Source organism: Nocardioides sp. GCM10030259 (assembly GCF_042666375.1).
In the GTDB taxonomy this organism is placed as follows: Bacteria; Actinomycetota; Actinomycetes; order Propionibacteriales; family Nocardioidaceae; genus Nocardioides.
The window spans coordinates 220,312-244,566 of sequence record NZ_JBHTDF010000025.1 but is presented as its reverse complement, the minus strand read 5'-3'; the positions used below and the strand labels follow the sequence as shown (position 1 = coordinate 244,566).

24 protein-coding genes are annotated in these 24,255 nt (G+C 72.2%); 15 read left to right on the top strand and 9 right to left on the bottom strand.

Translation table 11 applies throughout. The features are described 5' to 3' along the window. Positions 1 to 113: 113 nt before the first annotated feature. A complete protein-coding gene (locus ACFQQI_RS20620) occupies positions 114 to 770 on the bottom strand; it encodes a hypothetical protein (RefSeq protein WP_378568072.1) in 657 nt (218 codons plus the stop codon). Positions 771 to 831: 61 nt separating this feature from the next. Here ACFQQI_RS20620 and ACFQQI_RS20615 point away from each other — a divergent pair, with 61 nt between their 5' ends. After that, complete coding sequence (locus ACFQQI_RS20615) at positions 832 to 1,731, top strand: helix-turn-helix domain-containing protein (protein ID WP_378568070.1); 900 nt, start codon at positions 832 to 834, stop codon at positions 1,729 to 1,731. 54 nt (positions 1,732 to 1,785) lie between these two features. Beyond that, positions 1,786 to 3,642, top strand: a complete 1,857-nt coding sequence (locus ACFQQI_RS20610; RefSeq protein WP_378568068.1) for a Na+/H+ antiporter — start codon at positions 1,786 to 1,788, stop codon at positions 3,640 to 3,642. Here ACFQQI_RS20610 and ACFQQI_RS20605 read toward each other — a convergent pair whose 3' ends face one another. Continuing rightward, positions 3,643 to 4,212, bottom strand: coding sequence for a dienelactone hydrolase family protein (locus ACFQQI_RS20605; RefSeq protein ID WP_378568066.1), 570 nt, complete (start codon positions 4,210 to 4,212; stop codon positions 3,643 to 3,645). It lies immediately after the preceding gene. A 61-nt stretch (positions 4,213 to 4,273) separates the two neighbouring features. On the opposite strand from ACFQQI_RS20605, the gene ACFQQI_RS20600 reads away from it, so the two are divergent. Further along, complete coding sequence (locus ACFQQI_RS20600; protein WP_378568064.1) at positions 4,274 to 4,843, top strand: ArsR/SmtB family transcription factor; 570 nt, start codon at positions 4,274 to 4,276, stop codon at positions 4,841 to 4,843. Here ACFQQI_RS20600 and ACFQQI_RS20595 read toward each other — a convergent pair whose 3' ends face one another. Continuing rightward, positions 4,844 to 6,019, bottom strand: coding sequence for a cytochrome P450 (locus tag ACFQQI_RS20595; RefSeq protein ID WP_378568062.1), 1,176 nt, complete (start codon positions 6,017 to 6,019; stop codon positions 4,844 to 4,846). Between the two features lie 17 nt (positions 6,020 to 6,036). Here ACFQQI_RS20595 and ACFQQI_RS20590 point away from each other — a divergent pair, with 17 nt between their 5' ends. Next, the gene (locus ACFQQI_RS20590) at positions 6,037 to 6,672 is read left to right on the top strand and encodes an MBL fold metallo-hydrolase (RefSeq protein WP_378568060.1); all 636 of its coding nucleotides are present in this window, start codon (positions 6,037 to 6,039) and stop codon (positions 6,670 to 6,672) included. A gap of 16 nt (positions 6,673 to 6,688) precedes the next feature. On the opposite strand, the gene ACFQQI_RS20585 is transcribed toward ACFQQI_RS20590, so the two are convergent. Together ACFQQI_RS20585 and ACFQQI_RS20580 are read right to left on the bottom strand one after the other, a co-directional pair. Then, positions 6,689 to 7,570, bottom strand: a complete 882-nt coding sequence (locus tag ACFQQI_RS20585; RefSeq protein ID WP_378568058.1) for a universal stress protein — start codon at positions 7,568 to 7,570, stop codon at positions 6,689 to 6,691. 59 nt (positions 7,571 to 7,629) lie between these two features. Next, the gene (locus ACFQQI_RS20580) at positions 7,630 to 8,856 is read right to left on the bottom strand and encodes an isochorismate synthase MenF (protein WP_378568057.1); all 1,227 of its coding nucleotides are present in this window, start codon (positions 8,854 to 8,856) and stop codon (positions 7,630 to 7,632) included. 64 nt (positions 8,857 to 8,920) lie between these two features. On the opposite strand from ACFQQI_RS20580, the gene ACFQQI_RS20575 reads away from it, so the two are divergent. The 3 genes from ACFQQI_RS20575 to ACFQQI_RS20565 all read left to right on the top strand — a co-directional run bounded on the left by ACFQQI_RS20575 (position 8,921) and on the right by ACFQQI_RS20565 (position 10,771). After that, positions 8,921 to 9,553 (top strand): hypothetical protein, encoded by a 633-nt coding sequence (locus ACFQQI_RS20575; RefSeq protein WP_378568055.1) that lies wholly within the window; start codon positions 8,921 to 8,923, stop codon positions 9,551 to 9,553. A gap of 70 nt (positions 9,554 to 9,623) precedes the next feature. After that, positions 9,624 to 10,139 carry a transposase gene (locus tag ACFQQI_RS20570; RefSeq protein WP_378568053.1) on the top strand — a complete coding sequence of 172 codons (516 nt, stop codon included), beginning with the start codon at positions 9,624 to 9,626 and terminating at the stop codon, positions 10,137 to 10,139. A gap of 95 nt (positions 10,140 to 10,234) precedes the next feature. Beyond that, positions 10,235 to 10,771, top strand: coding sequence for a transposase (locus ACFQQI_RS20565; protein ID WP_378568051.1), 537 nt, complete (start codon positions 10,235 to 10,237; stop codon positions 10,769 to 10,771). Positions 10,772 to 11,305: 534 nt separating this feature from the next. Here ACFQQI_RS20565 and ACFQQI_RS20560 read toward each other — a convergent pair. After that, a complete protein-coding gene (locus ACFQQI_RS20560; RefSeq protein WP_378568049.1) occupies positions 11,306 to 12,172 on the bottom strand; it encodes a peptidoglycan-binding protein in 867 nt (288 codons plus the stop codon). A 154-nt stretch (positions 12,173 to 12,326) separates the two neighbouring features. On the opposite strand from ACFQQI_RS20560, the gene ACFQQI_RS20555 reads away from it, so the two are divergent. Continuing rightward, positions 12,327 to 13,022, top strand: coding sequence for a demethylmenaquinone methyltransferase (locus tag ACFQQI_RS20555; protein WP_378569047.1), 696 nt, complete (start codon positions 12,327 to 12,329; stop codon positions 13,020 to 13,022). Positions 13,023 to 13,028: 6 nt separating this feature from the next. Here the strand turns inward: ACFQQI_RS20555 and ACFQQI_RS20550 are convergent, their stop codons facing one another. From ACFQQI_RS20550 to ACFQQI_RS20540, 3 genes are read right to left on the bottom strand one after another with little or no spacing between them, the layout of a single operon-like run. Continuing rightward, a complete protein-coding gene (locus ACFQQI_RS20550) occupies positions 13,029 to 15,446 on the bottom strand; it encodes a hypothetical protein (RefSeq protein WP_378568047.1) in 2,418 nt (805 codons plus the stop codon). A 49-nt stretch (positions 15,447 to 15,495) separates the two neighbouring features. Beyond that, on the bottom strand, positions 15,496 to 15,909 hold the full coding sequence (locus ACFQQI_RS20545) for a hypothetical protein (RefSeq protein WP_378568045.1): 414 nt from the start codon (positions 15,907 to 15,909) through the stop codon (positions 15,496 to 15,498). Then, positions 15,906 to 16,367: a hypothetical protein gene (locus ACFQQI_RS20540; RefSeq protein ID WP_378568043.1), complete on the bottom strand. Its 462-nt coding sequence runs from the start codon at positions 16,365 to 16,367 to the stop codon at positions 15,906 to 15,908. The genes ACFQQI_RS20545 and ACFQQI_RS20540 overlap by 4 nt, the downstream gene beginning before the upstream one ends. Positions 16,368 to 16,663: 296 nt before the next feature. Between ACFQQI_RS20540 and ACFQQI_RS20535 the strand changes: the two genes are divergently transcribed. The 7 genes from ACFQQI_RS20535 to ACFQQI_RS20505 all read left to right on the top strand — a co-directional run bounded on the left by ACFQQI_RS20535 (position 16,664) and on the right by ACFQQI_RS20505 (position 24,251). Next, the gene (locus tag ACFQQI_RS20535) at positions 16,664 to 17,023 is read left to right on the top strand and encodes an NADH-quinone oxidoreductase subunit A (RefSeq protein ID WP_378568041.1); all 360 of its coding nucleotides are present in this window, start codon (positions 16,664 to 16,666) and stop codon (positions 17,021 to 17,023) included. A gap of 139 nt (positions 17,024 to 17,162) precedes the next feature. After that, the gene (locus ACFQQI_RS20530; RefSeq protein WP_378568039.1) at positions 17,163 to 17,720 is read left to right on the top strand and encodes a NuoB/complex I 20 kDa subunit family protein; all 558 of its coding nucleotides are present in this window, start codon (positions 17,163 to 17,165) and stop codon (positions 17,718 to 17,720) included. Between the two features lie 98 nt (positions 17,721 to 17,818). After that, positions 17,819 to 18,445 (top strand): NADH-quinone oxidoreductase subunit C, encoded by a 627-nt coding sequence (locus ACFQQI_RS20525; RefSeq protein WP_378569046.1) that lies wholly within the window; start codon positions 17,819 to 17,821, stop codon positions 18,443 to 18,445. A gap of 100 nt (positions 18,446 to 18,545) precedes the next feature. Further along, the gene (locus ACFQQI_RS20520) at positions 18,546 to 19,889 is read left to right on the top strand and encodes an NADH-quinone oxidoreductase subunit D (protein WP_378568037.1); all 1,344 of its coding nucleotides are present in this window, start codon (positions 18,546 to 18,548) and stop codon (positions 19,887 to 19,889) included. Beyond that, positions 19,886 to 20,557, top strand: a complete 672-nt coding sequence (nuoE, locus tag ACFQQI_RS20515; RefSeq protein ID WP_378568035.1) for an NADH-quinone oxidoreductase subunit NuoE — start codon at positions 19,886 to 19,888, stop codon at positions 20,555 to 20,557. Before ACFQQI_RS20520 ends, nuoE begins: the two co-directional genes overlap by 4 nt. Beyond that, positions 20,554 to 21,864: an NADH-quinone oxidoreductase subunit NuoF gene (nuoF, locus tag ACFQQI_RS20510; RefSeq protein WP_378568033.1), complete on the top strand. Its 1,311-nt coding sequence runs from the start codon at positions 20,554 to 20,556 to the stop codon at positions 21,862 to 21,864. The genes nuoE and nuoF overlap by 4 nt, the downstream gene beginning before the upstream one ends. Next, on the top strand, positions 21,861 to 24,251 hold the full coding sequence (locus ACFQQI_RS20505; protein ID WP_378568030.1) for an NADH-quinone oxidoreductase subunit G: 2,391 nt from the start codon (positions 21,861 to 21,863) through the stop codon (positions 24,249 to 24,251). Before nuoF ends, ACFQQI_RS20505 begins: the two co-directional genes overlap by 4 nt. Positions 24,252 to 24,255: the final 4 nt, after the last annotated feature.

Here is a 24,255-nt window from a genome sequence, read left to right as displayed (position 1 = left end):
CTGCCCTCGGCGTGCCGGGTGGCGGTGCCTCATCCACCCTTTTCGGGCCGTGGAACGGTGGATACCCCACCGCCCGGACCGCCGTGCGACCGGCATCAGCACCGCAATGACGCTCAGTCCGAGACCCGCTCGACGAGCGCCGCGATGGTGGCGGCGACCTCGTCCGGGGCTACGAGCTGGTGGAGGTGGCGGCCGGGAAGCGCGACGAGGGGCCAGTCGCGCAGGTGGGCCACGGCGATCTCGTCGGCGTAGGTGTCGCCGAAGGCGAGGTAGGCGCTCGGTCGGTGCGCCCAGCCGGCGGGCACCTCGACCGAGGACGTGAAGTACGACAGCGGCAGCCGTGGCTGCCCGGCCTCGACGGCGGCACGCGTCGCTGCATCGAGGAAGAGGCCGTCGACCTCCGAGGGGTCCCACCACTGGGTCCACGGCGGCAGCAGCCCGTCAGCGTCGGCGAGCTCGCGCAGGTGGTCGACGAGGCCCGGCGGCGCCAGTCCCGTGCGACCGGTGGTGCCGGGCAGGGCGGCGTCGACGTACACGGTCGCCACGGCCCCGATCCGGTCGGCCAGCAGCGGCGCGTAGAGCCCGGCGTTGCTGTGCGGCACGAGCACGACGTCGGACAGCCCGACGGCCGCCTGCTCGTACGCCGCGAGCACCTCATCGGGCGACGTCGCGCCGGCCGGGTCGGCGACGGTCGCGTCGAGCCGCGAGGTCACCGGGGCCCAGGACGCAGGCCCGAGAAGCGGGCTCGGCAGGAGCAGCAGTGCGACCACGGAGCAGACGCTACGCAAGGACGATCAAGCGCGAGGGCGCGTCGCGCAGCATGATCGGTGCATGACACCGGCCGACACGTTCGCGGACTTCGTGGCCCACCTCGCCGAGGCGCTGGACGACCACGACCTGACGGCCGACGAGCGGGCCGCGCGGCTGCACTTCTCGCGCTACCACTTCGACCGGATGATCCGCGGAGTGGCGGGCGAGCCGCCGCAGGCGCTGCGGAGACGGGTGCTGCTGGAGCGGGCGGCGTACCGCATGGTCACGACCTGCGCGCCGCTGATCGACATCGCGGTCGAGGCCGGCTACTCGTCCCACGAGGCGTTCACGCGGGCGTTCGCGAAGGCGTACGGCGTGCCGCCGGCGACCTGGCGACGCCGGCCGGGACACCTCCAGATCGACGCCCCGAACGGCGTCCACTTCCAACCACCGGGCAGCCTGCGGCTGCCCTCGAGAGATCGGGTGACCGACATGGACCTGCTGCTGAAGATGGTGGAGCACCACGTGTGGCTGACCGGCGAGATGATCCGCGTCGCGGAGCGGCTCACCGACGAGCAGCTCGACCAGGTGATCGAGCTCGACGTCGACGACGACCGCCAGACGATCCGCTCGCTGCTCTCCCGGCTCGTCGGCCAGATGGGCATGTGGAACGCCGCGCTCGCGACCCGCGACTACGACTGGTCGGTCGAGGAGCACGAGTCGCTCGGCTCGATGCGCGACCGGCTCGCGCGCGAGGCCCCGACGTACGTCGCCAACGTGCGCGAGGTCATCGAGCAGGGCCGCCTCGACGACACGTTCGTCGACGCGCTGTGCGAGCCGGCCGAGGTCTTCACGTACGGCGGGATGATCGCCCACGTGCTGACGTTCGCCGCTCATCGCCGGACGCTCGTGGCGCTGGCACTCGGCCGGCACGGGGTCGATGAGCTCGGGTGGGGCGACCCGATGCTCTGGGTCGCCTAGCCCGCCTGACGTGCACCGCTCCCGCGGCAGCCCCGAGTCGGGGAGGATGGCGCCGTGGACGTCGCCCTCTTCCTCGTCGCCCTGGCCGTGTGCGTGCTGGTCGGCGTCGTCGCCGCCAGCCGGATCGGCCTGCCGGCCCCACTCCTGCTGGTGGTGGCCGGCGTGGCGGCGTCGTTCCTGCCGTTCGTGCCCCAGGTCCACCTCGAGCCCGAGGTGGTGCTGCTCGGGCTGCTGCCACCGCTGCTCTACTCCGCGGCGATCACGTCGTCGCTGGTGGACTTCAACGCCCACCGGCGGGCGATCCTGGCGTTGTCGGTGGGTGCGGTGCTCTTCACCACGGCCGGGGTCGGCGTCCTGGTCCACGAGCTCCTGCCGGGGATCTCCTGGCCGATCGCCTTCGCCCTCGGTGCGGTCGTCGCGCCTCCGGACGCCGTCGCGGCCACCGCGATCGGACGCCACATCGGCCTGCCCCGGAAGGTCGTGACGATCCTCGAGGGCGAGTCGCTGTTCAACGACGCGACGGCCCTGGTCGCGCTGCGCACGGCGCTCGCCGCGACGGGCATCGGCTGGGCGGTCGGACTCGACTTCGTGATCGCCGCCGGCGGTGGTGTGCTGATCGGCCTGGTCGGGTTCGTCGTCGTCGGCTGGATGCGCAAGCGCATCACCGACCCGGTGCTCGACGTCGGCCTCTCCTTCATCATCCCGTTCGCCTGCTTCATCGCGGCCGAGGAGATCCACGCGTCGGGCGTGGTGGCCGTCGTCGTCGCCGGCCTGCTGCTCGGCCACAAGGCGCCGCTGCTCCAGACGGCGCAGTCGCGCATCGCCGAGCACACCAACTGGCGGACGATCGCGTTCCTGCTCGAGAACACCGTCTTCGCGCTCATCGGCCTCCAGGCCCAGTGGCTCTTCCAGGACCTCGCTGACAGCGAGCTGTCCGGTGGCCGCATCGTCGCGATCTGCGCGGCCGTGCTGCTGGCGTGCATCGTGCTGCGCATCGTTTGGGTCTACATCTCCCGCTGGTGGCTGGTCCGGATGGGGCCCGACCCGATCACCGGCAGCCGGCCTCCGGCGACCCAGACGTTCCTGGTCGGGTGGGCCGGCATGCGCGGCGTCGTCACGCTGGCCGCCGCGTTCCTGATCCCGGAGGACACCGAGCACCGCGAGGTGCTGCTGATGGCGGCTTTCACGGTGGTCGCCGGCACCCTGCTGATCCAGGGGCTGACGCTGCCGATGGTCGCCCGCTGGCTGAAGGTGCCGTCGCCCGACCCGCTCGACGACGCGCTGGCCCGCGCGACCCTGCTCCAGCAGGCCTCCAAGGCCGCGCTGGACGAGCTCGACGGGATGGAGTACGACGACACCGCCGGCGTCGTGGACCTGGTGCGCCAGCGTCTCGACCAGCGCAACTTCGCCGCCTGGGAGCGCCTCAGCACCCAGCCGGACCAGGAGTCCCCGGCCGCCCTCTACTACCGGGTCCGCACGCAGCTGCTCGACGCCGAGCGACGCCGCATCCTCGAGATCCGCGACTCCGGCAACGTGCCGTCCGACGTGGTCGCCGACGTGCTGGCGATGCTCGACGTCGAGGAGTCGATGCTCGACAGCGCCGAGCAGGAGCGTGACGAGGCTGCGGCGTACGCCGGTCGGCACTGGAAGATCGGGGAGATCTGCGAGGACCTGGAGAAGTACGCCGTCGTCGACGAGCACCCCGAGACCTACTGCGAGGCGTGCGTGGCGGAGGGCACCCAGTGGGTGTCGCTGCGGCGCTGCCTCGCGTGCGGGAACGTCGCCTGCTGCGACTCCTCACCGCGGCAGCACGCGACCCGGCACTTCCAGGACTCCCAGCACCCGGTCATGCAGTCCGCCGAGCCCGGCGAGGACTGGCGGTGGTGCTTCCTGCACCACCTGACGGCGTAGTCAGCTCAGGGCAGCGAGGAACGCCAGGACGCGCTCGGTGAGCAGGTCCGCGGCCACCTTGTCGTAGCCGGCCAGCGAGTCGTCGGCGAAGAGGTGCTGCTTGCCCGGGTAGAGGAACAGCTCGGCCTCGGGCCGGTCGGCGACGAACGCCTCCGCGGCCGGGCGATCCTCGGAGAAGAACTCGTCGTCGGCCATGCCGTGGACCTGCACGGGCACGCCCTCCGGCCAGGCACCGAACTCCTCGGGAGGCACGAACGCCTCGAGGAGGAGCGCACCGAGCGCGCCCGGGCGGGTCTGGGCGAGCTGCTGCGCGGGCATGGCGCCCAGCGAGAACCCGGCGTAGACGAGGCCCGCAGGCAGCCCGTCGGCGGCCGCGACGCCACTCTCCCGCACGTTGCCGAACCCGAGCTCGCGGGCGTGGCCCACGCCGTCCTCGATGGTCTCGAACGTGGCGCCGTCGTAGAGGTCCGGCGTGTGCACGGTGTGCCCGGCGCGGGACAGCCCGTCGGCGAACCGTCGCACGCCCTCGGTCAGGCCCTGGGCGTGGTGGAAGAGCAGTACCTCGGCCATCGCGGCCTCCTTCAAACGATCCGGAAAACTCGTACGTTCGAGCAGGCTAGTATGTTCGTCGGTGGAGAGCAATCCCGACGTCCCGGACTACGACCTCGACGATGTCCTGGTCCTCAGCGAGCCTGCCCAGGTGCGCGCGCTCGCCCATCCGCTGCGCACCACGATCCTCGGGCTGCTCCACGAGCGGGCCGCCAGCGTCACCGAGCTGAGCCGCACGGTCTCGCGGCCGAAGAGCACGGTCGCGCACCACGTGAAGGTGCTGGCCGACGCGGGCCTGGTGCGCGTGGTCCGCACCCGTCGGGTGCGGGCAGTCGAGGAGGCGTTCTACGGCCGTACGGCGCGGATGTTCTACGCCGGGGTCGGTCCGGGCGGCCAGGACCTGCCGCCGGACTTCAACGACTTCGAGGTGGCGGCACGGGAGTCGGCGCCGGCCTACGAGGCCGGCCAGCTGTGGGCGTTCATCCGGCACGCCCGGCTCGGGCCGGCGCAGCACCGGGAGTTCTGGCTGCGCCTCAAGGAGCTGGTGGCGGAGTTCGACCACCTGCCGCGCGGTGGCGAGACGACCTACGGGTTCGCCGTGGGCATCTACCCGATCGAGGGCTACCCGCAGCTGCCCGGCGACGAGGGTTGATCAGGCCGGCCGGAAGCGGATCGGGAAGCGCACCGGCCCGGTGTTGCCCGACACGGGCAGCCACTCACCCGGCCCGTCCGGTACGGCGTCCGGCATCCGCCGCGCGAGCAGCGGCAGCGCGACGGCCATGTCGGTGCGGGCCACGAAGTGCCCGAGGCAGTGGTGCACCCCGGCGCCGAAGCCGTGGTGCGGCGGGCGCTGCGCGGTGATGTCGAACGCCGGGTCCGGCATCGCGTCCGGGTCGGTGCCGGCGCTGTGGGACAGCATCTGCACGATGCCGCCCTTCGGGATGTGCAGTCCCTGGAACTCCACGTCCTCGAGGGCCTCGCGGGTCACCCAGGTGACGGTCGGGTTGACCCGCATCACCTCCTCGACGCACGTCTCGCCGAGGTCGGGCCGCTCGGCGAGGAGCCGCCACTGGTCGGGGTGCTTCAGCAGCGTCTGGAGCGCGAGGCCGAGCTGGTTGCGGGTGGTCTCCATGCCGGCGAAGGCGAGGAACACCAGCGCCACCCCGAGCTCGTGCTCGGTCAGCCGGTCGCCGTCGTCGGTGGCCTGCACCAGCGTCGTCACGAGGTCGTCGCGCGGGTGGGTGCGCCGGTCGGCGACCACCTCCTCGACGTACGCGTAGAGGCCGCCGAGCGCGGCCTCGATGCGCGGCACCTGGTTGCCGACGTCGATCGAGAACGACGCGCCGAGGTCGTCGGCCCACTGCGCGACCTGGTGCCAGTTGTCCTCGGGCAGGCCGAGCAGCACGCAGATGATGCGGGCGGCGTACGGCTCCGCGAACTCGCGCACGAACTCCACCTCGCCTCGCGAGGCGAAGCCGTCGATCAGCTCGTTGGCCAGCGCCTGGAAGCGCGGGCGCATCGCGGCGATGGTCTTGTTGCGGAAGGCCGGCATCAGCAGGCGGCGGATCCGGGCGTGGTCGTCGCCCTCGAGGCTGAGCAGGGTCTCCTGCCACCAGTCGGAGAAGAGTCCGGAGTGGATGCCGTTCTGCTCCGGCCAGCGGGCGTTGCCCTGGCGGAACCTCCGGTCGCGCAGCAGCGCGCTGACCTCCGCGTGCCGGAGCACGGCCCAGCCCCAGTTGGTCTCGACGTACCAGCTCTCCTCGCGCGCGGCGTGTACCGCCGGAGAGGTGACGTCGAAGGCCGGGTCGGAGAGGTCGAAGCGGGTCACGGTGGCATCGTAGAGACATGCGGATCACCAAGTTCGGACATGCCTGCGTGCGGATCCAGCACGTCGGGACGACGGTCGTCCTCGACCCGGGCGTCTTCACCGATCCGGCCGCGGTGGCGGGCGCGGACGCGGTGCTGGTCACCCACGAGCACCCGGACCACTACCTGGCCGACAACCTGGTCGCCGCGGAGGCGCCGGTCTTCACCATCGAGGCCGTCGCCGCGAAGATCCGCCAGGACGCCCCGGCTCTCGCCGAGCGGCTCACCGTGGTCGCGCCGGGGGAGACGTTCGACGTCGGGCTGCCCGTGCGCGCGGTGGGTGAGATGCACGCCGTGATCCACCCGGAGATCCCGCGGATCGCCAACAGCGGCTACGTGATCGACGCCGGCGGCACCAAGGTCTACCACCCCGGAGACGCGCTGACCGAGCCCGGCGAGGCAGTCGACGTGCTGTGCGTCCCGGTCTCGGCGCCGTGGATGAAGGCTTCGGAGGCGATCGAGTTCGCCCGCGTGGTCAAGGCGCCGAAGAACCTCGCCATCCACGACCGGGTCTACAGCGAGGCGGGACTCGGCATCGTCGACGGCCACATGAACCGGTTCCTGCCCGCCGAGGGCCTGGAGTACGTTCGGCGCGCGGACGGCGCGGACCTCTAGGAGGTCAGCTAGGACGTCAGTGCTCGGGGAGGTCGACGACGGCGACCGGCCGCTCGGCGTCGTTGAGGACCTGGCGGCTCACCGAGCCGAGCAGCACCCGCCGGACCAGCCCCTTGCCGTGCGACCCGACCACGATCAGCTGCGCGTCGTCGGAGTTGTCCAGGATCGCCTCGGCTGCGGGACCGGCCACGGCCACGTGCTCGATGTCCACCGACGCGGCGTCCGCGCCCAGCTGCGCGAGCGCCCGCGGGACGACGGACGCGGCCTCGTCCTCGGCCCCCGCCTTCATGCGCGCGGCCAGCTCGTCGTCCAGCGAGAAGGCCGGGTGCACGTAGTCGAAGGCGGCGATCGCCCGCACGGAGGTACGGCGTGCCGCCGCCTCGGCGATGGCGTAGCGGAGTGCGTGGACGGCGAAGTCCGACCCGTCGAGGCCGACGACGACCGGCCCCGTCGTCGGGAGCTCGTCGGCTCCGACGACGACGACCGGGCACTTCGCCTCCACGGTCAGCCGGTTGCTGACCGAGCCCAGCACGGCGCTCGCGGCGCCGCCGAGACCGCGGCGACCGACGACGAGTGCAGACGCCGACTCCGAGGCCGCCGCGAGCACGGTGCCGGGGTGGCCCCGCTCCACGGTGGCGGTGCAGGCCAGGTCGGGAGCGAGGTCGCGGACGCGAGCCGCGGCGGTGTCGACCAGCTTCTGGGAGTACTCGGCGTACCAGTCGATCGGCTGGGTGTCCGCGAGGCCGTGGTAGCCGTAGAAGTCGAAGACGGGCGTGAGCGTGTAGGCGCTCACGAGCGCGAGCTCCTCACCCCCGAGCCGGGCCCGGGCGACCGCCCACTCGAGCGCGTTGCGGCTCTGCTCCGAGCCGTCGATGCCGACGACGATCCGACCGGTCATGCGAATGTCCTCCCGCGAGAGACCCGAGGGCTCGAACATAGCGGGTGCGGCGGTGCGCGTCAGCCGGCGATGAGCGCGTCCCGCACCGGCACGAACTTGGCCTGGGCCTCGGCCAGCTCCGCCTCGGGGTCGGACTCGGCGACGATGCCGCACCCGGCGAACAGCTGGACGGTCGAGCCGGAGATCCGTGCGGAGCGCAGCGCGATGCCCCACTCACCGTCGCCGCTGGCGTCCATCCAGCCCACCGGGCCGGCGTAGCGGCCGCGGTCCATGCCCTCGATCTCCGCGATCAGGTCGGTGGCCACGGGGGTCGGCGTGCCGCCGACGGCGGCGGACGGGTGCAGCGCCTCGGCGAGCTGGAGCGACGACACCGTGGCCGCGTCGTGCACGACGCCCGCGACGTCCGTCGCGAGGTGCATGACGTTGGGCAGGTGCAGCACGAACGGCGCCTCGGGCACGTTCATCGACGAGCAGTGCGGGTCGAGGGCGTCGGCGACCGAGCGTACGGCGTACTCGTGCTCCTCGAGGTCCTTCGACGACCGGGCGAGGGTAGCGGCGAGGGCGAGGTCGCGCTCGTCGTCGCCGGTGCGGCGGATGGTGCCGGCCAGCACCCGCGACGTGACGAGGCCGCGCTCGCGGCGCACCAGCATCTCGGGGGTGGCGCCGAACATGCCGTCGACGTGGAAGGTCCAGCACATCGGGTAGATCTCGGTGAGCCGCCGCAGCGGCCAGCGCACGTCGATCGCCTCGTCGGCGGTGGCGACCAGGTCGCGCGCGAGCACGACCTTCTCGAGGTCGCCGCGGCTGATCCGCGCGACCGCGTCGGCGACCGCGGACATCCACTGCTCGCCGTTGAGCGCGCCGTCGGCGAAGCTCACGCCGGTCGGCCCCGCGGGCGGGTCGGCCGGGGCCAGGTCGGGGGCGGGGTCCGTGCCGACGGTCGTCAGCCACGCCACGTCGCCGCGGCGCCCGACGATGACGCGGGGCACGACGAGCACGGACTCGCCCGGCTCGTCGGCGAACGCGAACGTGCCGAACGCGACCGGCCCGGTGCCTGGCTCGACCACGTCGTCGTGCACCACGGCGCGGGCCGTCGTCTCGCGCCACCACTTGTCCGCGTCGGCGAATCGGGTCGCGCCGCTGGTGCGGACCTCGGCGGCGACGCCCCAGCCGACGAGGCCGTCGCCACGGCGCAGCCAGGTCACGGGCCGGTCAGCCGGGACCAGGTCGAGGAGCCGCGTGGCCTCGGCGAGGTCGAGGCGAACCGTGCGGACGGTGAACGTCACGCGCTGAGACTACCGACGGACCCGGCAGATCCCCGCCTCGGGCGGGCGGGTAGCGTCGCAGGACGTGAGCACCCCCACCTCCGCGAGCCGTACGTCGACCTGGATCGGCATCCTCCTCGGCGTCGTCTTCCTCGGCCTGATCGCCGCGTTCGCCATCGCGCTGCCGAAGGCGCACGGTGAGGAGTCCGGCGAGGCAGAAGCGATCGAGCTGGAGCTCCCGGCGACCCTGCCGGGCGGCTACATCGCCTCCGACGACCCGCGGGCCTTCGAAGGTGGCCAGCTCGCGGAGCAGGCCGACGCGATCGTCGAGCAGGAGCGGGCCGCCGCCGAGCACGGCAATCAGGTCCTGCCCGAGGTGCTCGGCCGGTCGGCCGTCACCCGCACCTACGTCGCCGAGGGCACCCAGGCGGTCTTCGTCCAGGTGTTCCAGTCCGAGGGCGGCGCGTTCGCCCCGAACAGCCTCCCGGACCCCGAGGCGTCCGGCGGCCAGGCGCCCACCGAGATGACCAGCGTCGGCGACGGCGCCTGCATCATCAACTACGGCCAGGGCACGACCGGCGCGGCGCCCGCGCCCGCCTTCAGCCAGTGCCAGGTCACCCGCGGCGAGCTGACCGCGCAGGTCGGCTCCGGCGCGATCTCCGCCGAGGAGCTCGTCGACGTCGCCGACCAGCTGCTCGACGACCTCCAGCAGGACTGACTGATACCTCCTCGGGAGGGGCGGCAGCACCGATTGTGGTGCTTCGTCGTCTCGTCGAGGAGGTGCCCGGATGGGGTTCGTTGGTGGTGAGGAGCAGGCCGAGTTCCTGCGTCTGATGGATCTGGCCGGCTCGGTCCGGACAGTGCTCGTTGGTGTCGATGTCGGCAAGGTCGAGGCGCTCGCGCTGATCGCTGATGGTCGTGGCGAGCTCATCGGGGAGCCGGTGAGGTTCGCACTGGATGAACCAGGGGTCGAAGCACTCGAGGCCGCTGTCGCGCGGGCCTGCTCGGTGCGATCGGCGACGCTGGTTCGGTTCGGGGTGGAAGCGTGCGGTCACTACCACCGGTTGCTGGTCCACCGACTGCGCACGGTCGGCTGGGACACCGTCGACCTCTCGCCGGCGCAGGTCCATGCCGCCCGCGCGCAGATGGGCTATCGCCGGTTGAAGTCCGACCAGCGCGATGCCGCGGCCATGATCGAGCTACTCCTGCGCGGTGCCGGTCGACGCGGCGGCACCGATGACGGCGCGATGGCTCGGCTGCAGGCCTGGGTCGCACACGCCACCGCAAGCAGGCAGCCCGAGTAGCCCTGGGCAACCAGCTGCTGGCCAGCATCGACCTGGCGTTCCCGAGCCTGCAGGGCTGCTTCAGCGACCCACTGGCCCGCAAGAGCTTCTGGCTGGTGCTGCAGGCACTTGGCGCCGACATCGACCAAGTCGCTGCTCTGGATCCCGGAATGCTTCGGGCGCTGGGCAGCGAGCACGCCGTGCGTGTCGAGACGCCCAAGGCGATCAGGATCATCGCCGCTGCCCACCAGTCCCTGCGCCTGCCGGAGCCAGAACGCCAAGCCCGGCTGGAGATCGTCCGCCGCGACGCTGCCATGCTCGAGGACCTGTTGCGTGAGCTCGACGACACCGACCAGATCGTCGCTGACCTGCTCACGCAGACCCCGGCCCGGGTGCTGACCAGCCTGCCGGGCGTCGGCAGCATCCGGGCTGCCGACTATGCCGCTGCCCTGGGTGACCACACCCGGTTCCCCAGCGCCGAGCACGCCTACCGTGCCAGCGGACTGGTCCCGTCCCAATACGACTCCGCCGGCACCAACCGCCGGGTGGCATCGGCCGCGAGGGATCAGCGGCGCTCCGGCACGCGATCATCGAGATGGGCCGCGGCCTGGCCCAGCACGACCCGCACTTCGCGGCCTTCAAGCGCACCCTGATCGGGCGCGGGAAGCGGCCCAAAGTCGCCAACGTCGCCGTCGGGCATCGCGCCCACCGGCTGGCCTTCGCCCTGATCCGCAACCAGCAGACCTACGACCCCGACCGGTTCGCGATCGCGATCAGCACTCAGGGCGAGAGGAGAAGAGCGGCGGACAGGCCCGTCAACGGCCGTCGAGCGGCATCTTGCGCAAACGACGTGACCTGCCCGCCACCACCAACGGTGACCCCAACGGCTGCCCGCCGCAACACCCCGGTCGCCAGCTGACCCGCCTGGTGGCGGGGGCCCGGATCAACGTCGCCCTGACTCTGCAGCCCGAACCCAGTTCGGGACCGCGCGCTGAGTAGGACGCCGGGCCCCTCCCATCACGCGAGCGCGCACGCCGTTGCATCAGCCGCCCCGCGAGCTTGAGTCATCAGTGAGCACCGCCGGAACGCCACCAGCCCCGATCAACAGCGACCACGACCGAACCGCCCGACGACGAGCGGTCAGCCACCCCTGCCCACCCAGCCCCTTGACACGAGCAGACCGTTACTCAGGACCAGTAGACGACCACCGTGTCGCCGATCCGGACCCGGTCGTAGAGCTGGGCGATCCCGTCGTAGTCGCGGATGTTGACGCAGCCGTGGGACGCCCCGGCGTACCCCACCGCGGCGAAGTCCGACGAGTAGTGGACCGCCTGCCCGCCGGAGAAGAACATCGCGAACGGCATCTCCGAGCCGTACAGGCGGGACACGTGGTCGGCGCTCTTCACGTAGACGTGGAAGACGCCCTCGCGGGTCGGAGTGCTGCTCGCGCCGAAGCGTGCGTCGAGGGTCTGGAGGACCTTGCCGCCCACGACCCAGCGCACCGTGGAGCTCGTCTTGTCCACGCACAGCACCCGCCCGATCCGGCAGCGGGGGTCGAGCGCGCCGGCGACGTTGCCGCGGTTGTGCAGCTCGGCGTACGTCGGCTTCGCGGTCATCGCGTGCAGCCGGTCGAACGTGCGCCGGTCGACCCGGCCGGTGACCGGGATGCCGCGCTTGGCCTGGAAGCCGCGCACGGCCGCCGTCGTCAGGCTTCCGTAGGTGCCGGTGACGTCGGACTGGAACCAGTCGATCTGCTGCAGCCGGGCCTGGAGGTCGCGGACCGCGCGTCCGGTGTCGCCGGGCCCGAGCAGCGTGCGGCCGGCCTCGCGGCGCGGCTCCCGGGCGCGGGTGGGCCGGTACGTCGCCACCGGCGCGATCGTCGGGGTCGGTGCCGTCGTCGGTGCCGTCGTCGGTGCCGGCTCCGGGCCACCGGTGCCGGCGGCGGACGGGTGGCCGGCAGGCTCGTCGTTGAGAGCATCGCCCGCGATGAAGGCGGCCGTGCACAGCAGCGCCGCGACCGAGAGGCCGAGCAGCAGGCGACGCAGGAAGAACATGGACTCTCCTGGGGAAGAAGGGGAGACGGACGCAAGGGTGACGCGTCCGGGCGGGGTCCGGTTGCATCTCGGGCGGCGCGTCGTGCGGGTCGTGACCAACTCGTGACCGGCGCCGAGGCCACTGGGCCCGACCTGCTGTCGCTGCCCGTAGTCTCTGCCCGTGGTCCGCGCAGAGCTCGACAAGCAGCCGTCCGACGTCCGTCGCATGTTCGACGCGGTGGCCCGGCGCTACGACGTCACCAACGACGTCCTGTCGATGGGCCAGGACCGCCGCTGGCGGCGGGCCGTGATCGCCGCCGTGGACCCGCAGCCCGGTGAGCGCGTCCTCGACCTGGCCGCCGGCACCGGTACGTCGAGCCAGCCCTTCGCCGACGCGGGGGCGACCGTCGTCCCGTGCGACTTCTCGCTCGGGATGCTCCGCGTGGGCAAGCAGGGGCGGCCGCACCTGCCGTTCACGGCCGGCGACGGCACGCAGCTGCCGTTCGCCGACGAGAGCTTCGACGCGGTGACGATCTCCTTCGGGCTCCGCAACATCGTCGACCCCGAGGCCGGCCTCCGCGAGATGCGGCGGGTCACGAAGCCGGGCGGCCGCCTCGTCGTCTGCGAGTTCAGCCACCCGACCTGGGCGCCGTTCCGCACCGTGTACGTCGAGTACCTCATGCGCGCGCTGCCGCCGATCGCCCGCGCGCTGTCGTCGTCGCCCGACGCCTACGTCTACCTCGCCGAGTCGATCCGGGCCTGGCCCGACCAGGCCGGCCTCGGCGCGCTCATCGCCGGCGCCGGCTGGCAGGCGCCGGAGTGGCGCAACCTGTCCGGCGGCGTCGTCGCCCTCCACCGCGCCACCCGCTGACCGGCCTCACCCGGTCACGGTCAGCGTGACCCGCGCCGGCGGGACGTCCTGCTGGCGGAACTCGAACTCCAGCGGGCCCGGAGGCGTGCCGGCCGGGATCGCGTAGGCGCGCGTCCAGATGCCGTCGCCGGCGGCGGACCGGGACTCGACGAGCACGCCCCCGACGTACAGCTCCACGGTGCGGCCGGCGAGCAGGCCGCGGGCGGTGGCCCGGACGGTCTGGCCGGGGGCGGCGCTGACCAGGTCGAGCGCCGCGGCGGCCACGACGGTCACCGTGCCGGGCGCCGTCGCGGTCACCGTCGGCACGTTGTTGGTCGTGCCGGTCACCACCTGCCCGGACCCTCCCGGGACCGCCTGCGGGATGCAGCTGGCGTCGAGGTTGCCGCCGGTCGCGGTGAGGGTGCAGACGAGCGAGCTGCCGACCCGGATGCCGACGAACTGGCCGGCCGGCCAGCCGGTGCCGGTGACGCGGACCGCCTGGTTGGGCACGATCGTCGAGGTGCTCAGCTGGAGGGTCGGCCGGTAGATCGTGAGCGTCGCCTCCGGGCTGGCGCCGAGCGCGCCGACGACCTGGACGGCGGCGGGTCCGGCCGGTAGGTCGGGCACGGGCACGGACGGGTTGGCCTGTCCCGACGAGCTCGTGGTGGCCGTCGCGACCTGCTGTCCGCCGATCAGGAAGGTGGCGCTGCTGCTCGCGGGGAGTCCGGTGGCGGACAGGATCAGCGACTGGCCCGGAGATGCCATGGAGTAGGTGGACGTGACCTTCGGGGTGATCGTGAACGTGATCGACGAGCCGAGGACGGCGGTGTTGCTGCTCGCGGTGACGGCGTGGGGGCCGCCCGGCAGCTGGGGGACCAGGCAGCTCGTCGGCCCGAACGTGCCGTCGGCCCGGGTGACGGGCGTGCAGTTGTAGGTGTTGCCGTCGAACCTGATCCCCACGCCGACGTTCGCCGGCCAGTTCCGTCCGCTGACCTGGATCGCCATCTGGGTCGGGCCGGAGCTGTGGGACAGGGTGAGCTCCGGCGCCACCACGGTGATCGTCGTCGTGGCGGCGTTGCCGGACGCGTCGCTCACCCGCACGACGTGACTGCCGCTGCCGAGCTGCGGCACCGTCACGCTGAACGTGAGCGTCCCGGACTCCGGCGTGCTCTGGCCGGTCGGGGTGACGGGTCCGTCGTCGAACTGGACCCCGATCGCGGTGTGGCCACCGAGCCCGCGCACCTTCAGCTGGAGGGAGCCGCCGGGGCTCGTCGACACTGCCGAGGTCGGCGCCACCGACGCGAGCACGCGGAGCGCGGTGGCGACCGTGGAGGTGCCGTTGTTCGCGACGATCTCGGTGTCGCCTCCCGCCGTGTCCGGCAGCGTGCACTCGCCGGAGATCGCACCGGACACATCGGGGGTGAGCGAGCACATCGGCGTCGAGCGGATCCTCAGGCCGACGGCCGCGCCGGCCGGCCAGCCGGAGCCGCTGACGCGGACGGTGTCGCCGGGTGTCGCCGACGCCGGGGTCACCTGGAGCCCGGCGGCGGCGACCGCCACCGGCGCCTGCGCCTCGTTGCCGGCCGCGTCGACGAGGCGCAGTGCGTACGACCCGGGGGCGACATCGGCAGGGACGGTCAGCTGCACGGTGTTGGTCTCGCCGGACTGGGTCGTCGTCACCCGGGTCAGCAGGCGCTCGCCCAGCCGGACGTCGACCTGGCTGCTCGCCGCGAAGCCCCGTCCCCGCACCGAGAGCTGCCCGCCCGGGCTGGTGGTCGGGCTCACCGACCGCAGGCCCGGCACGACGGCGACGTTCCCGGCATCGACGACCGTGGTGCCCGAGCTGGCGCGTACGGCGTACGTGCCCTGCGCGCGCTCGGGCATCGGGCAGGAGGCGTCGCTCGCGACGGTCCCGTCGGCAGCGCTGGGCACCGTGCACATGACCGATCCGCCGACCAGGACGGTGACCTCGCTGCTCGCAGGCCACCCGGCGCCGGTGACGGCGATCGCGTCGCCGGGCGTCGCCGACCGCGGCGACACGTCCAGGGTCGCGGTGCTGGCGCCCTCCACCTCGACCGGGGTGCTCGCGGTCGACCACGGCCCGGTCCAGGAGCCGAGCCGGGCGCGGACGCGGTAGGTCCAGGTGCCCGGGTCGGCGTCACTGTCGACGCACTGCGTCGTCGTGACGACCGCGCCGCCGCACGCAGGCTGGGTGGTGCCGGTCGCCTGGTGGGTCCGCTGGACGACGTAGCCGGTCGCCGTGACCGTCGACCACGCCACCGTCACACTCCCGTTGGCGATCGTCGCGTCGGGCCGGTCCGGTGTCGCCACCACCGCAGCGTGGGCGCCCGCGGTGCCGGTGGCGGCCGCGGACCAGCTCGCCCACGTGACGGTGGCGACGCCGATGAGCAGGAGGGTCAGGACGACGACGAGCGTGCGGTGCATCGGTGCTCCAGGAGTTCGGTCGACGGGAGTTCGGTCGGCGGGAGATCGGTCAGCGGCGGGCGCGGGCGCGCAGGGTGAGCTGGAACCTGACGCCCTGGCAGGCGTCCGGAGCGGACTTGGCGAGCCGGATCGGCAGCCGCACCCGGAGGGTCCTGCCGGAGCGCAGCCTCGTGCCCGGCGTGGCGGACCCGATCCGCAGCAGTGATGCCGCGCAGCCGCGCGGGGTGGTGCGGACGCCGGCGGTGACGGAGGTGACCTCGACGGTGCGGCCGGCGCGGTTGCGCACGGTGACGGTGAGCCGGTCGCGCTCACCCGGGTGGAGACCCGCGACGGTCGCGCCGTCCACCACGAGGCGAGCCGGGCGCCGCTCGTCGGCAGTGGGCGTGGCGGTCGCGCCCGACGCCAGGAGCGCCGGGATCGCGACGACCGTGACGAGCCAGCCCGGCCGCACCGCGCGGCTCACTGCTGGGCGCCGGAGAACGACAGGCCGACGGTCAGCGGCACGCCCTGGCAGGAGTCGTCGGCGGCCGCGGCGAGCCGGAGCACGCCGGGGATCGAGTCGGCGACCGTCTGGCCGGCGGGCACGACGATGCTCACCGCGGTCGGGGCGCCCGGGGCCATGGTGACGTTCGCCGCGGCGCAGGCCGAGCCGCCGGTGCCGAGGGCGCCGTACGACACCGAGGTCAGCCGGACGTCGAAGGGGTTCGGGTTCGTGACCTCGAAGCCGACGGCCCCGGCCGGGCCGCCGGGGTAGAGGTCGGCGTCGATCGAGGACGCGACGACCGTGAGGTCCTTGGCCGTGCCCGTCGTGGCGGCGCCGGTGCCGGTGCCGTCGACGGTCCAGGCCGCGAAGGCGACCCCGGCGGTGGCGACGAGGGCGGTGCCGGTGGCGACGACGGTGAGACGACTGCGCAGACGCATGATGAGGCCTTTCGGAGATGGGTGGGTCGGCAGGTCCGACCACATGACCCCTCTGTTGCGGCGGCCGCACGAAACGGTTCGCGGTTCACGCGAATACCCGAATTAGGGCAGTTCGTTGTTTCGTAAATGCGCAGGTCAGCGGGAATCTCGGGACCTTCGACATCAATCCGCGGCGCGAGGCCACCCCGGGGTGCAGGGGTGTTTCAGGAGTGGTTAGATGTGCTCAGACCACTTAGTGATTCAGTTCACAAAGTCACAAAGGCGGCTCTGGAAACGGCTCGGAAGAGAGGCGAAGCATGGAGCTCTACACGCCGGTCCTCGCGTTGGCCATCCTGGCGGCGGGGTTCGCGGTCTTCTCCGTGATCATGAGCGCGCTGGTCGGGCCCAAGCGGTACAACCGGGCGCGGCTGGACTCCTACGAGTGCGGCATCGAGCCCACGCCGCAGCCTCTCGGCGGCGGCCGGTTCCCGGTGAAGTACTTCATCACCGCGATGCTCTTCATCGTCTTCGACATCGAGATCATCTTCTTGTACCCGTGGGCCGTGCACTTCGACGAGCTGCTGCTCTTCGGGCTCGTCGAGATGGTCATCTTCATCGCCACCGTCTTCGTCGCCTATGCCTATGTATGGCGCCGCGGCGGCCTTGACTGGGATTGAGCGCCGCGATGCACGCACATTGCCTTCGTTGTCGTCGGTCGACGGCCGCTCCGCTGCGCTCCGCAGAAGGCCGCCTTCCCTCCTCCGCCTTGGCACTGCACGCGCCTCGCGACGCTCAACTGATTGGATGGTCTGAGAGATGACCGGTATCGAGGAAAAGCTCCCCAGCGGCGTCCTGCTGACGACCGTCGAGGGCGTCGCCGGCTACATGCGCAAGGCGTCCTTCTGGCCGGCGACCTTCGGACTTGCCTGCTGCGCCATCGAGATGATGACGTCCGGTGGCCCGAAGTACGACCTCGCGCGCTTCGGCATGGAGGTCTTCCGGGCCAGCCCGCGCCAGGCCGACCTGATGATCGTCGCCGGGCGGGTCAGCCAGAAGATGGCGCCGGTCCTGCGCCAGATCTACGACCAGATGCCCAACCCCAAGTGGGTGCTGGCGATGGGCGTGTGCGCCAGCAGCGGCGGCATGTTCAACAACTACGCCGTCGTCCAGGGCGTCGACCACGTCGTGCCGGTCGACATGTACCTCCCCGGCTGCCCGCCGCGGCCCGAGATGCTCATCGACGCCATCCTCAAGCTCCACGACCAGGTCCAGCACACCAAGCTCGGCGTCAACCGCGAGCGGGAGGTCGTGGAGCTCGAGACCCAGGCGCTGCAGGCCCTCCCGACCTCCGAGATGAAGGGCATGCTCCGGTGACCGAGAACAAGGGACCCGAGCAGCCCGCCGTCGAGCAGTCGCCGGAGAACGTGCCCGCCCCCACGGGCGAGGTGCACGAGGTCGGCGTACGCCACGGCATGTTCGGCGTCCGCGGCACCGGTGACACCAGCGGGTACGGCGGGCTCGTCCAGCCGGTCGTCCTGCCCGGCGAGGCGCAGCGGCCCTACGGCGGCTGGTACGACGAGGTCGCCGACGCGCTCGAGCACGCCACGCGCCAGGCCGGCCTCGAGACCGCGGTCCCGCGCGTCGTCATCCACCGCGGCGAGATCACGTTCCACGTGCGCCGGGAGGACCTCCCGACGGTGGCGAAGGTGCTGCGCGACGACGAGCGGCTGCGCTTCGAGCTCTGCTCCGGAGTCAGCGGCGTGCACTACCCCGACGACCGGGGCGCCGAGCTGCACGCGGTCTACCACCTGCTGTCGATGACCTACAACCGGCGCATCCGGCTCGAGGTCAGCGCGCCCGACGCCGACCCGCACATCCCGTCGATCGTCGCGGTCTACCCGACCAACGACTGGCACGAGCGCGAGACCTTCGACATGTTCGGCATCGTCTTCGACGGCCACCCCGCGCTGACGCGCATCCTCATGCCCGACGACTGGCCGGGCCACCCCCAGCGGAAGGACTACCCGCTGGGCGGCATCCCCGTCGAGTACAAGGGCGGGACGGTTCCCCCGCCCGACCAGCGGAGGAGCTACAACTGATGAGCACCACCGAAGATCTGTACGCCGGCTCCAGCGAGACCACCCAAGAGATGACAGAGAGTCGCGTCTTCACGGTCACCGGCCAGGAGGTGGCTTGCTGATGTCTACCGACCAGGATCTCTACGCCGGCTCCAGCGAGACCACCGAGGGTCGCGTCTTCACGGTCACCGGCCAGGACTGGGACACGATCGCCGAGGGGCTCTCCGACGACGAGGCCATGGAGCGGGTCGTCGTCAACATGGGCCCGCAGCACCCCTCGACCCACGGGGTGCTCCGCCTGATCCTCGAGCTCGAGGGTGAGACGGTGACCGAGGCCCGGTGCGGCATCGGCTACCTGCACACCGGCATCGAGAAGAACATGGAGTACCGCTCCTGGACGCAGGGCGTCACGTTCTGCACCCGGATGGACTACCTCTCGCCGTTCTACAACGAGATGACCTACGTGCTCGGCGTCGAGCGGCTGCTCGACATCGAGGACGAGGTGCCCGAGAAGGCCCAGGTCATGCGGGTCCTGCTCATGGAGCTCAACCGCATCTCCTCCCACCTCGTCGCGATCGCGACCGGCGGCATGGAGATCGGCGCGCTCACGGTGATGACGATCGGGTTCCGCGAGCGCGAGCTCGTGCTCGACCTGTTCGAGCTGATCACCGGCCTGCGCATGAACCACGCGTTCATCCGCCCCGGCGGTGTCGCGCAGGACCTGCCGCCGGGTGCGCTCGACGAGATCCGCGGCTTCATCGCCCTGATGCGCAAGCGGCTCCCCGAGTACGCCGACCTCTGCAACGCGAACCCGATCTTCAAGGCCCGCCTGGAGGGCGTCGGCCACCTCGACCTCGCCGGCTGCCTGGCGCTCGGCATGACCGGCCCGGTCCTGCGCAGCACCGGCTACCCGTGGGACCTGCGCAAGACGCAGCCCTACTGCGGCTACGAGACCTACGACTTCGACGTGCAGACGTGGGACACCGCCGACTCCTACGGTCGGTTCCGGGTCCGCCTGAACGAGATGTGGGAGTCGCTGCGCATCGTCGAGCAGGCGGCCGACCGCCTCGCGAACCTCGACGGCGCTCCCGTGATGGTCGCCGACAAGAAGATCGCCTGGCCCAGCCAGCTCGCGATCGGCAGCGACGGCATGGGCAACAGCCTCGACCACATCCGCCACATCATGGGCGAGTCGATGGAGGCGCTGATCCACCACTTCAAGCTGGTGACCGAGGGCTTCCGGGTGCCGGCCGGGCAGGCCTACGTGCCGGTCGAGTCGCCGCGCGGCGAGCTCGGCGCGCACGTCGTCTCCGACGGCGGCACCCGCCCGTTCCGGGCGCATTTCCGCGACCCGTCGTTCACCAACCTCCAGGCCACGAGCGTGATGAGCGAGGGCGGCATGGTCGCCGACGTCATCGTCGCGATCGCGTCCATCGACCCCGTGATGGGAGGCGTAGACCGATGACGCTCTCCGAGGAGACGCTGGTCGAGCTGAAGGAGATCGCGGCGCGCTACCCCGAGCCGCGCTCCGGCCTGCTGCCGATGCTGCACCTGGTGCAGTCGGTCGAGGGGCGGGTCACGCCGGAGGGCATCGAGGCGTGCGCCGAGATCCTCGGCATCACCGCCGCCGACGTCAGCGGCGTCGCGACGTTCTACACGATGTACAAGCGCCGCCCGGTCGGCGACTACCACGTCGGCGTCTGCACCAACACGCTGTGCGCCGTGATGGGCGGCGACGAGATCTTCGACTGCCTCAAGCGGCACCTGGGCGTCGGCAACGACGAGACCACGGAGGCCGCCCCAGGTCAGAAGAGCATCACCCTGGAGCACGTCGAGTGCAACGCGGCCTGCGACTACGCGCCGGTCGTGATGGCCAACTGGGAGTTCATGGACAACATGACCCCGGAGTCCGCCGTCCAGCTGGTCGACGACCTGCGGGCGGGCAAGGAGGTCCGCTCCACCCGCGGCCCGCGCGTCGTCACCTGGCGCGAAGCCGAGCGGGTGCTCGCCGGCTTCCCCGACGACCTCGCCGACGAGGGACCCGCGGCCGGGCCCGCGTCCCTGGTCGGGCTCCAGATCGCGCGGGAGCAGGGCTGGACCGCTCCCGACGCCGGGCAGGAGGAAGGCAAGTGACGGACACACTGACCCCGGTCCTCACCGACAACTGGGGCGACGAGCGCAGCTGGACGCTTGCGGCGTACGAGGAGCGCGGTGGCTACCGGGCGCTCGACAAGGCGTTCGCGATGGCGCCCGACGCGGTCATCGGGGAGGTCAAGGAGTCCGGCCTGCGCGGCCGTGGCGGCGCGGGCTTCCCGACCGGGATGAAGTGGGGCTTCATCCCGCAGGACAACCCGAAGCCGAAGTACCTCGTCGTCAACGCGGACGAGTCCGAGCCGGGCACCTGCAAGGACATCCCGCTGATGATGGCCAGCCCCCACACCCTGGTCGAGGGCGTGATCATCAGCAGCTACGCCATCCGCGCCAACAAGGCGTTCATCTACATCCGCGGCGAGGTGCTGCACGTGATCCGTCGCGTGCAGCGGGCGGTGCAGGAGGCCTACCTGGCCGGCCACCTCGGCCGCAACATCCACGGCTCCGGCTTCGACCTCGACGTCGTGGTCCACTCCGGCGCCGGCGCCTACATCTGCGGCGAGGAGACCGCGCTGCTGGAGGGCCTCGAGGGCCGCCGCGGCCAGCCCCGCCTGCGCCCGCCGTTCCCCGCTGTCGCCGGCCTCTACGCGAGCCCGACCGTCATCAACAACGTCGAGTCGATCGCGTCGGTGCCGAGCATCATCGCCAACGGCCACGGCTGGTTCGCGTCGATGGGGACCGAGAAGTCCAAGGGCTACGGCATCTTCTCGCTCTCGGGCCACGTCCGGCGGCCCGGTCAGTACGAAGCGCCGCTCGGCATCACGCTGCGCACGCTCATCGACCTGGCGGGCGGCATGCGCGAGGGCCACGAGCTGAAGTTCTGGACGCCGGGCGGCTCCAGCACCCCGCTGCTCACGGCCGAGCACCTCGACATCCCGCTGGACTTCGAGGGTGTCGGGTCGGTCGGCTCGATGCTCGGCACCCGCGCGCTGCAGATCTTCGACGACACCACGTGCGTGGTGCGCGCGACGCTGCGGTGGACGGAGTTCTACAAGCACGAGTCGTGCGGCAAGTGCACGCCCTGCCGCGAAGGCACCTGGTGGCTGGTGCAGGTGCTCTCGGCCCTCGAGAAGGGCCAGGGCGACGAGAGCGACCTCGACCTGCTGCTCGACCAGTGCGACAACATCCTCGGCCGCTCGTTCTGCGCGCTCGCCGACGGTGCGGTCAGCCCGATCACCAGCAGCATCAAGTTCTTCCGCGACGAGTACGTCGCGCACCTCACCGAGGGCGGGTGCCCGTTCGACCCCGCCCGCTCGACCGCCTGGGCAGGACAGGAGGTGCCGGCATGACGACCGCTCCGGAGAAGACCGACCTGGTCACGCTCACCATCGACGGCGTGCAGATCAGCGTCCCGAAGGACACGCTGGTCATCCGCGCCGCCGAGCAGATCGGCGTCCAGGTGCCGCGGTTCTGCGACCACCCGCTGCTCGCGCCGGTGGGCGCCTGCCGGCAGTGCCTCGTCGACGTACCCGACGCCGGCAACGGCCGCGGGTTCCCCAAGCCGCAGGCGTCCTGCACACTGCCGGTCGCCGAGGGCATGGTCGTCAACACCCAGGCCACCAGCCCGGTCGCCGACAAGGCGCAGCAGGGGATCATGGAGTTCCTGCTGATCAACCACCCGCTGGACTGCCCGGTCTGCGACAAGGGCGGCGAGTGCCCCCTGCAGAACCAGGCGATGTCCAACGGCCGCCCGGACTCCCGCTTCTCCGCGCGCGGCGGCGTCAAGCGCACCTACCCCAAGCCGATCAACATCTCCGCGCAGGTGCTGCTCGACCGCGAGCGCTGCGTGCTCTGCGCCCGCTGCACCCGCTTCTCCGAGCAGATCGCCGGTGACCCGTTCATCGCGCTCATCGAGCGCGGCGCGCTCCAGCAGGTCGGCATCTACGAGCGCGAGCCGTTCGAGTCCTACTTCTCGGGCAACACGATCCAGATCTGCCCGGTCGGCGCGCTCACCAGCGCCGACTACCGCTTCCGCTCCCGGCCGTTCGACCTCGTGTCGACGCCCGGTGTCGCGGAGCACGACGCGTGCGGCTCCGCGATCCGCATCGACCACCGGCGCGGCAAGGTGATGCGCCGGCTCGCGGGCAACGACCCGGAGGTCAACGAGGAGTGGATCACCGACAAGGACCGGTTCGCGTTCCACTACGCCACCGAGGCAGACCGGCTGACCTACCCGCAGGTCCGTGAGGACGGCGAGCTGCGCCCGGCCTCCTGGCCCGAGGCGTTCGCGGTCGCGGCCCGCGGCCTCGCCGCCGCCGGCGGCGCCGCCGTGCTCACCGGCGGCCGGATCACCGCCGAGGACGGCTACGCCTACAGCAAGTTCGCGCGGGTCGCGCTCGGCACCAACGACATCGACTTCCGCGCGCGGCCGCACTCCGCCGAGGAGGCGGCGTTCCTCGCCGCCGAGGTGGTGCTGCGCAGCCCGGTGACGTACGGCGACCTCGAGTCGGCCGCGACCGTGGTGCTCGCGGGCCTCGAGCCCGAGGACGAGGCCGGGATGATCTTCCTGCGGCTCCGCAAGGCCGCGGGCAAGGGAACCCGCGTCGTGTCGATCGCGCCGTACGCCTCTCGTGGCCTCGAGAAGATGCACGGCCAGCTGATCCGCACCGCTCCCGGCGGCGAGCCCGCCGCGCTCGACGCGCTGGTGGAGCAGGGCGAGTTCGGCATCGACAAGACTGCCGTCATCCTCGTCGGTGAGCGGCTCGCGACCGTGCCCGGCGCGCTCAGCGCCGCGGCCGGCCTGGCCGCCAAGACCGGCGCCCGGCTCGCCTGGGTGCCCCGGCGCGCCGGCGACCGCGGCGCGGTCGAGGCCGGCTGCCTGCCCAACCTGCTGCCCGGTGGCCGCCCCGTCGCCGACGCCGGCGCCCGCGTCGACGTCGGCGCCGACTGGGGCGTGGACGTGCCGGAGACCCCGGGCCGCGACGCCGACGGGATCGTCGCCGCGCTGCGCTCCGGCGAGCTCGGCGGACTGGTCGTCGGCGGCGTCGACCCCGACGACACCTCCGACCCCGCGGCCACCCGCGCGGCGATCGAGGCCGCGTCGTTCGTGGTCGCGATCGAGGTGCGCGAGTCCGACGTGACGCGGGTCGCCGACGTCGTCTTCCCGGTGGCGCCGGTCGCCGACAAGGCCGGGACGTTCGTGACCTGGGAAGGCCGGCCGCGTCCGTTCGAGGCGGTCTTCTCGAGCCCGAGCTCGCTGCCCGACCTGCGCATCCTCGCCGGCATCGCCGAGGAGCTCTCTGCCCTTGGAGTCGGCACACCGCTCGAGTTCCGCACCGTCGCCGACGTGCGGGCCGAGATGGAGGAGATGGGTCCCTGGGACGGCGCTCGGGCGGCGCTCGGTGGTTTCGAGGCTCGTGCCGCTACCACCGGTGACGGGCTCGCGCTGGCGACCTGGAAGCTGATGATCGACAACGGCTCGATGCAGGACGGCGACAAGGCCTACCGCGCCACCGGCCGGGCCCCCCTCGCACGGGTCTCGCCCGCGACGTACGACGCCTACGGACCGACCGTCACGCTGACCGGTGACCGCGGCTCGGTGACGCTGCCGGCCGAGCCGGCCGACATCGACGACGGCGTCGTGTGGGTGCCGGCCAACTCGTTCGGCAACGGCGTCCTCGCCGACCTGGCCTCACCCGGCAGCCGGGTGACGATTGCGAAGGGAGCAGCCGAATGACCGC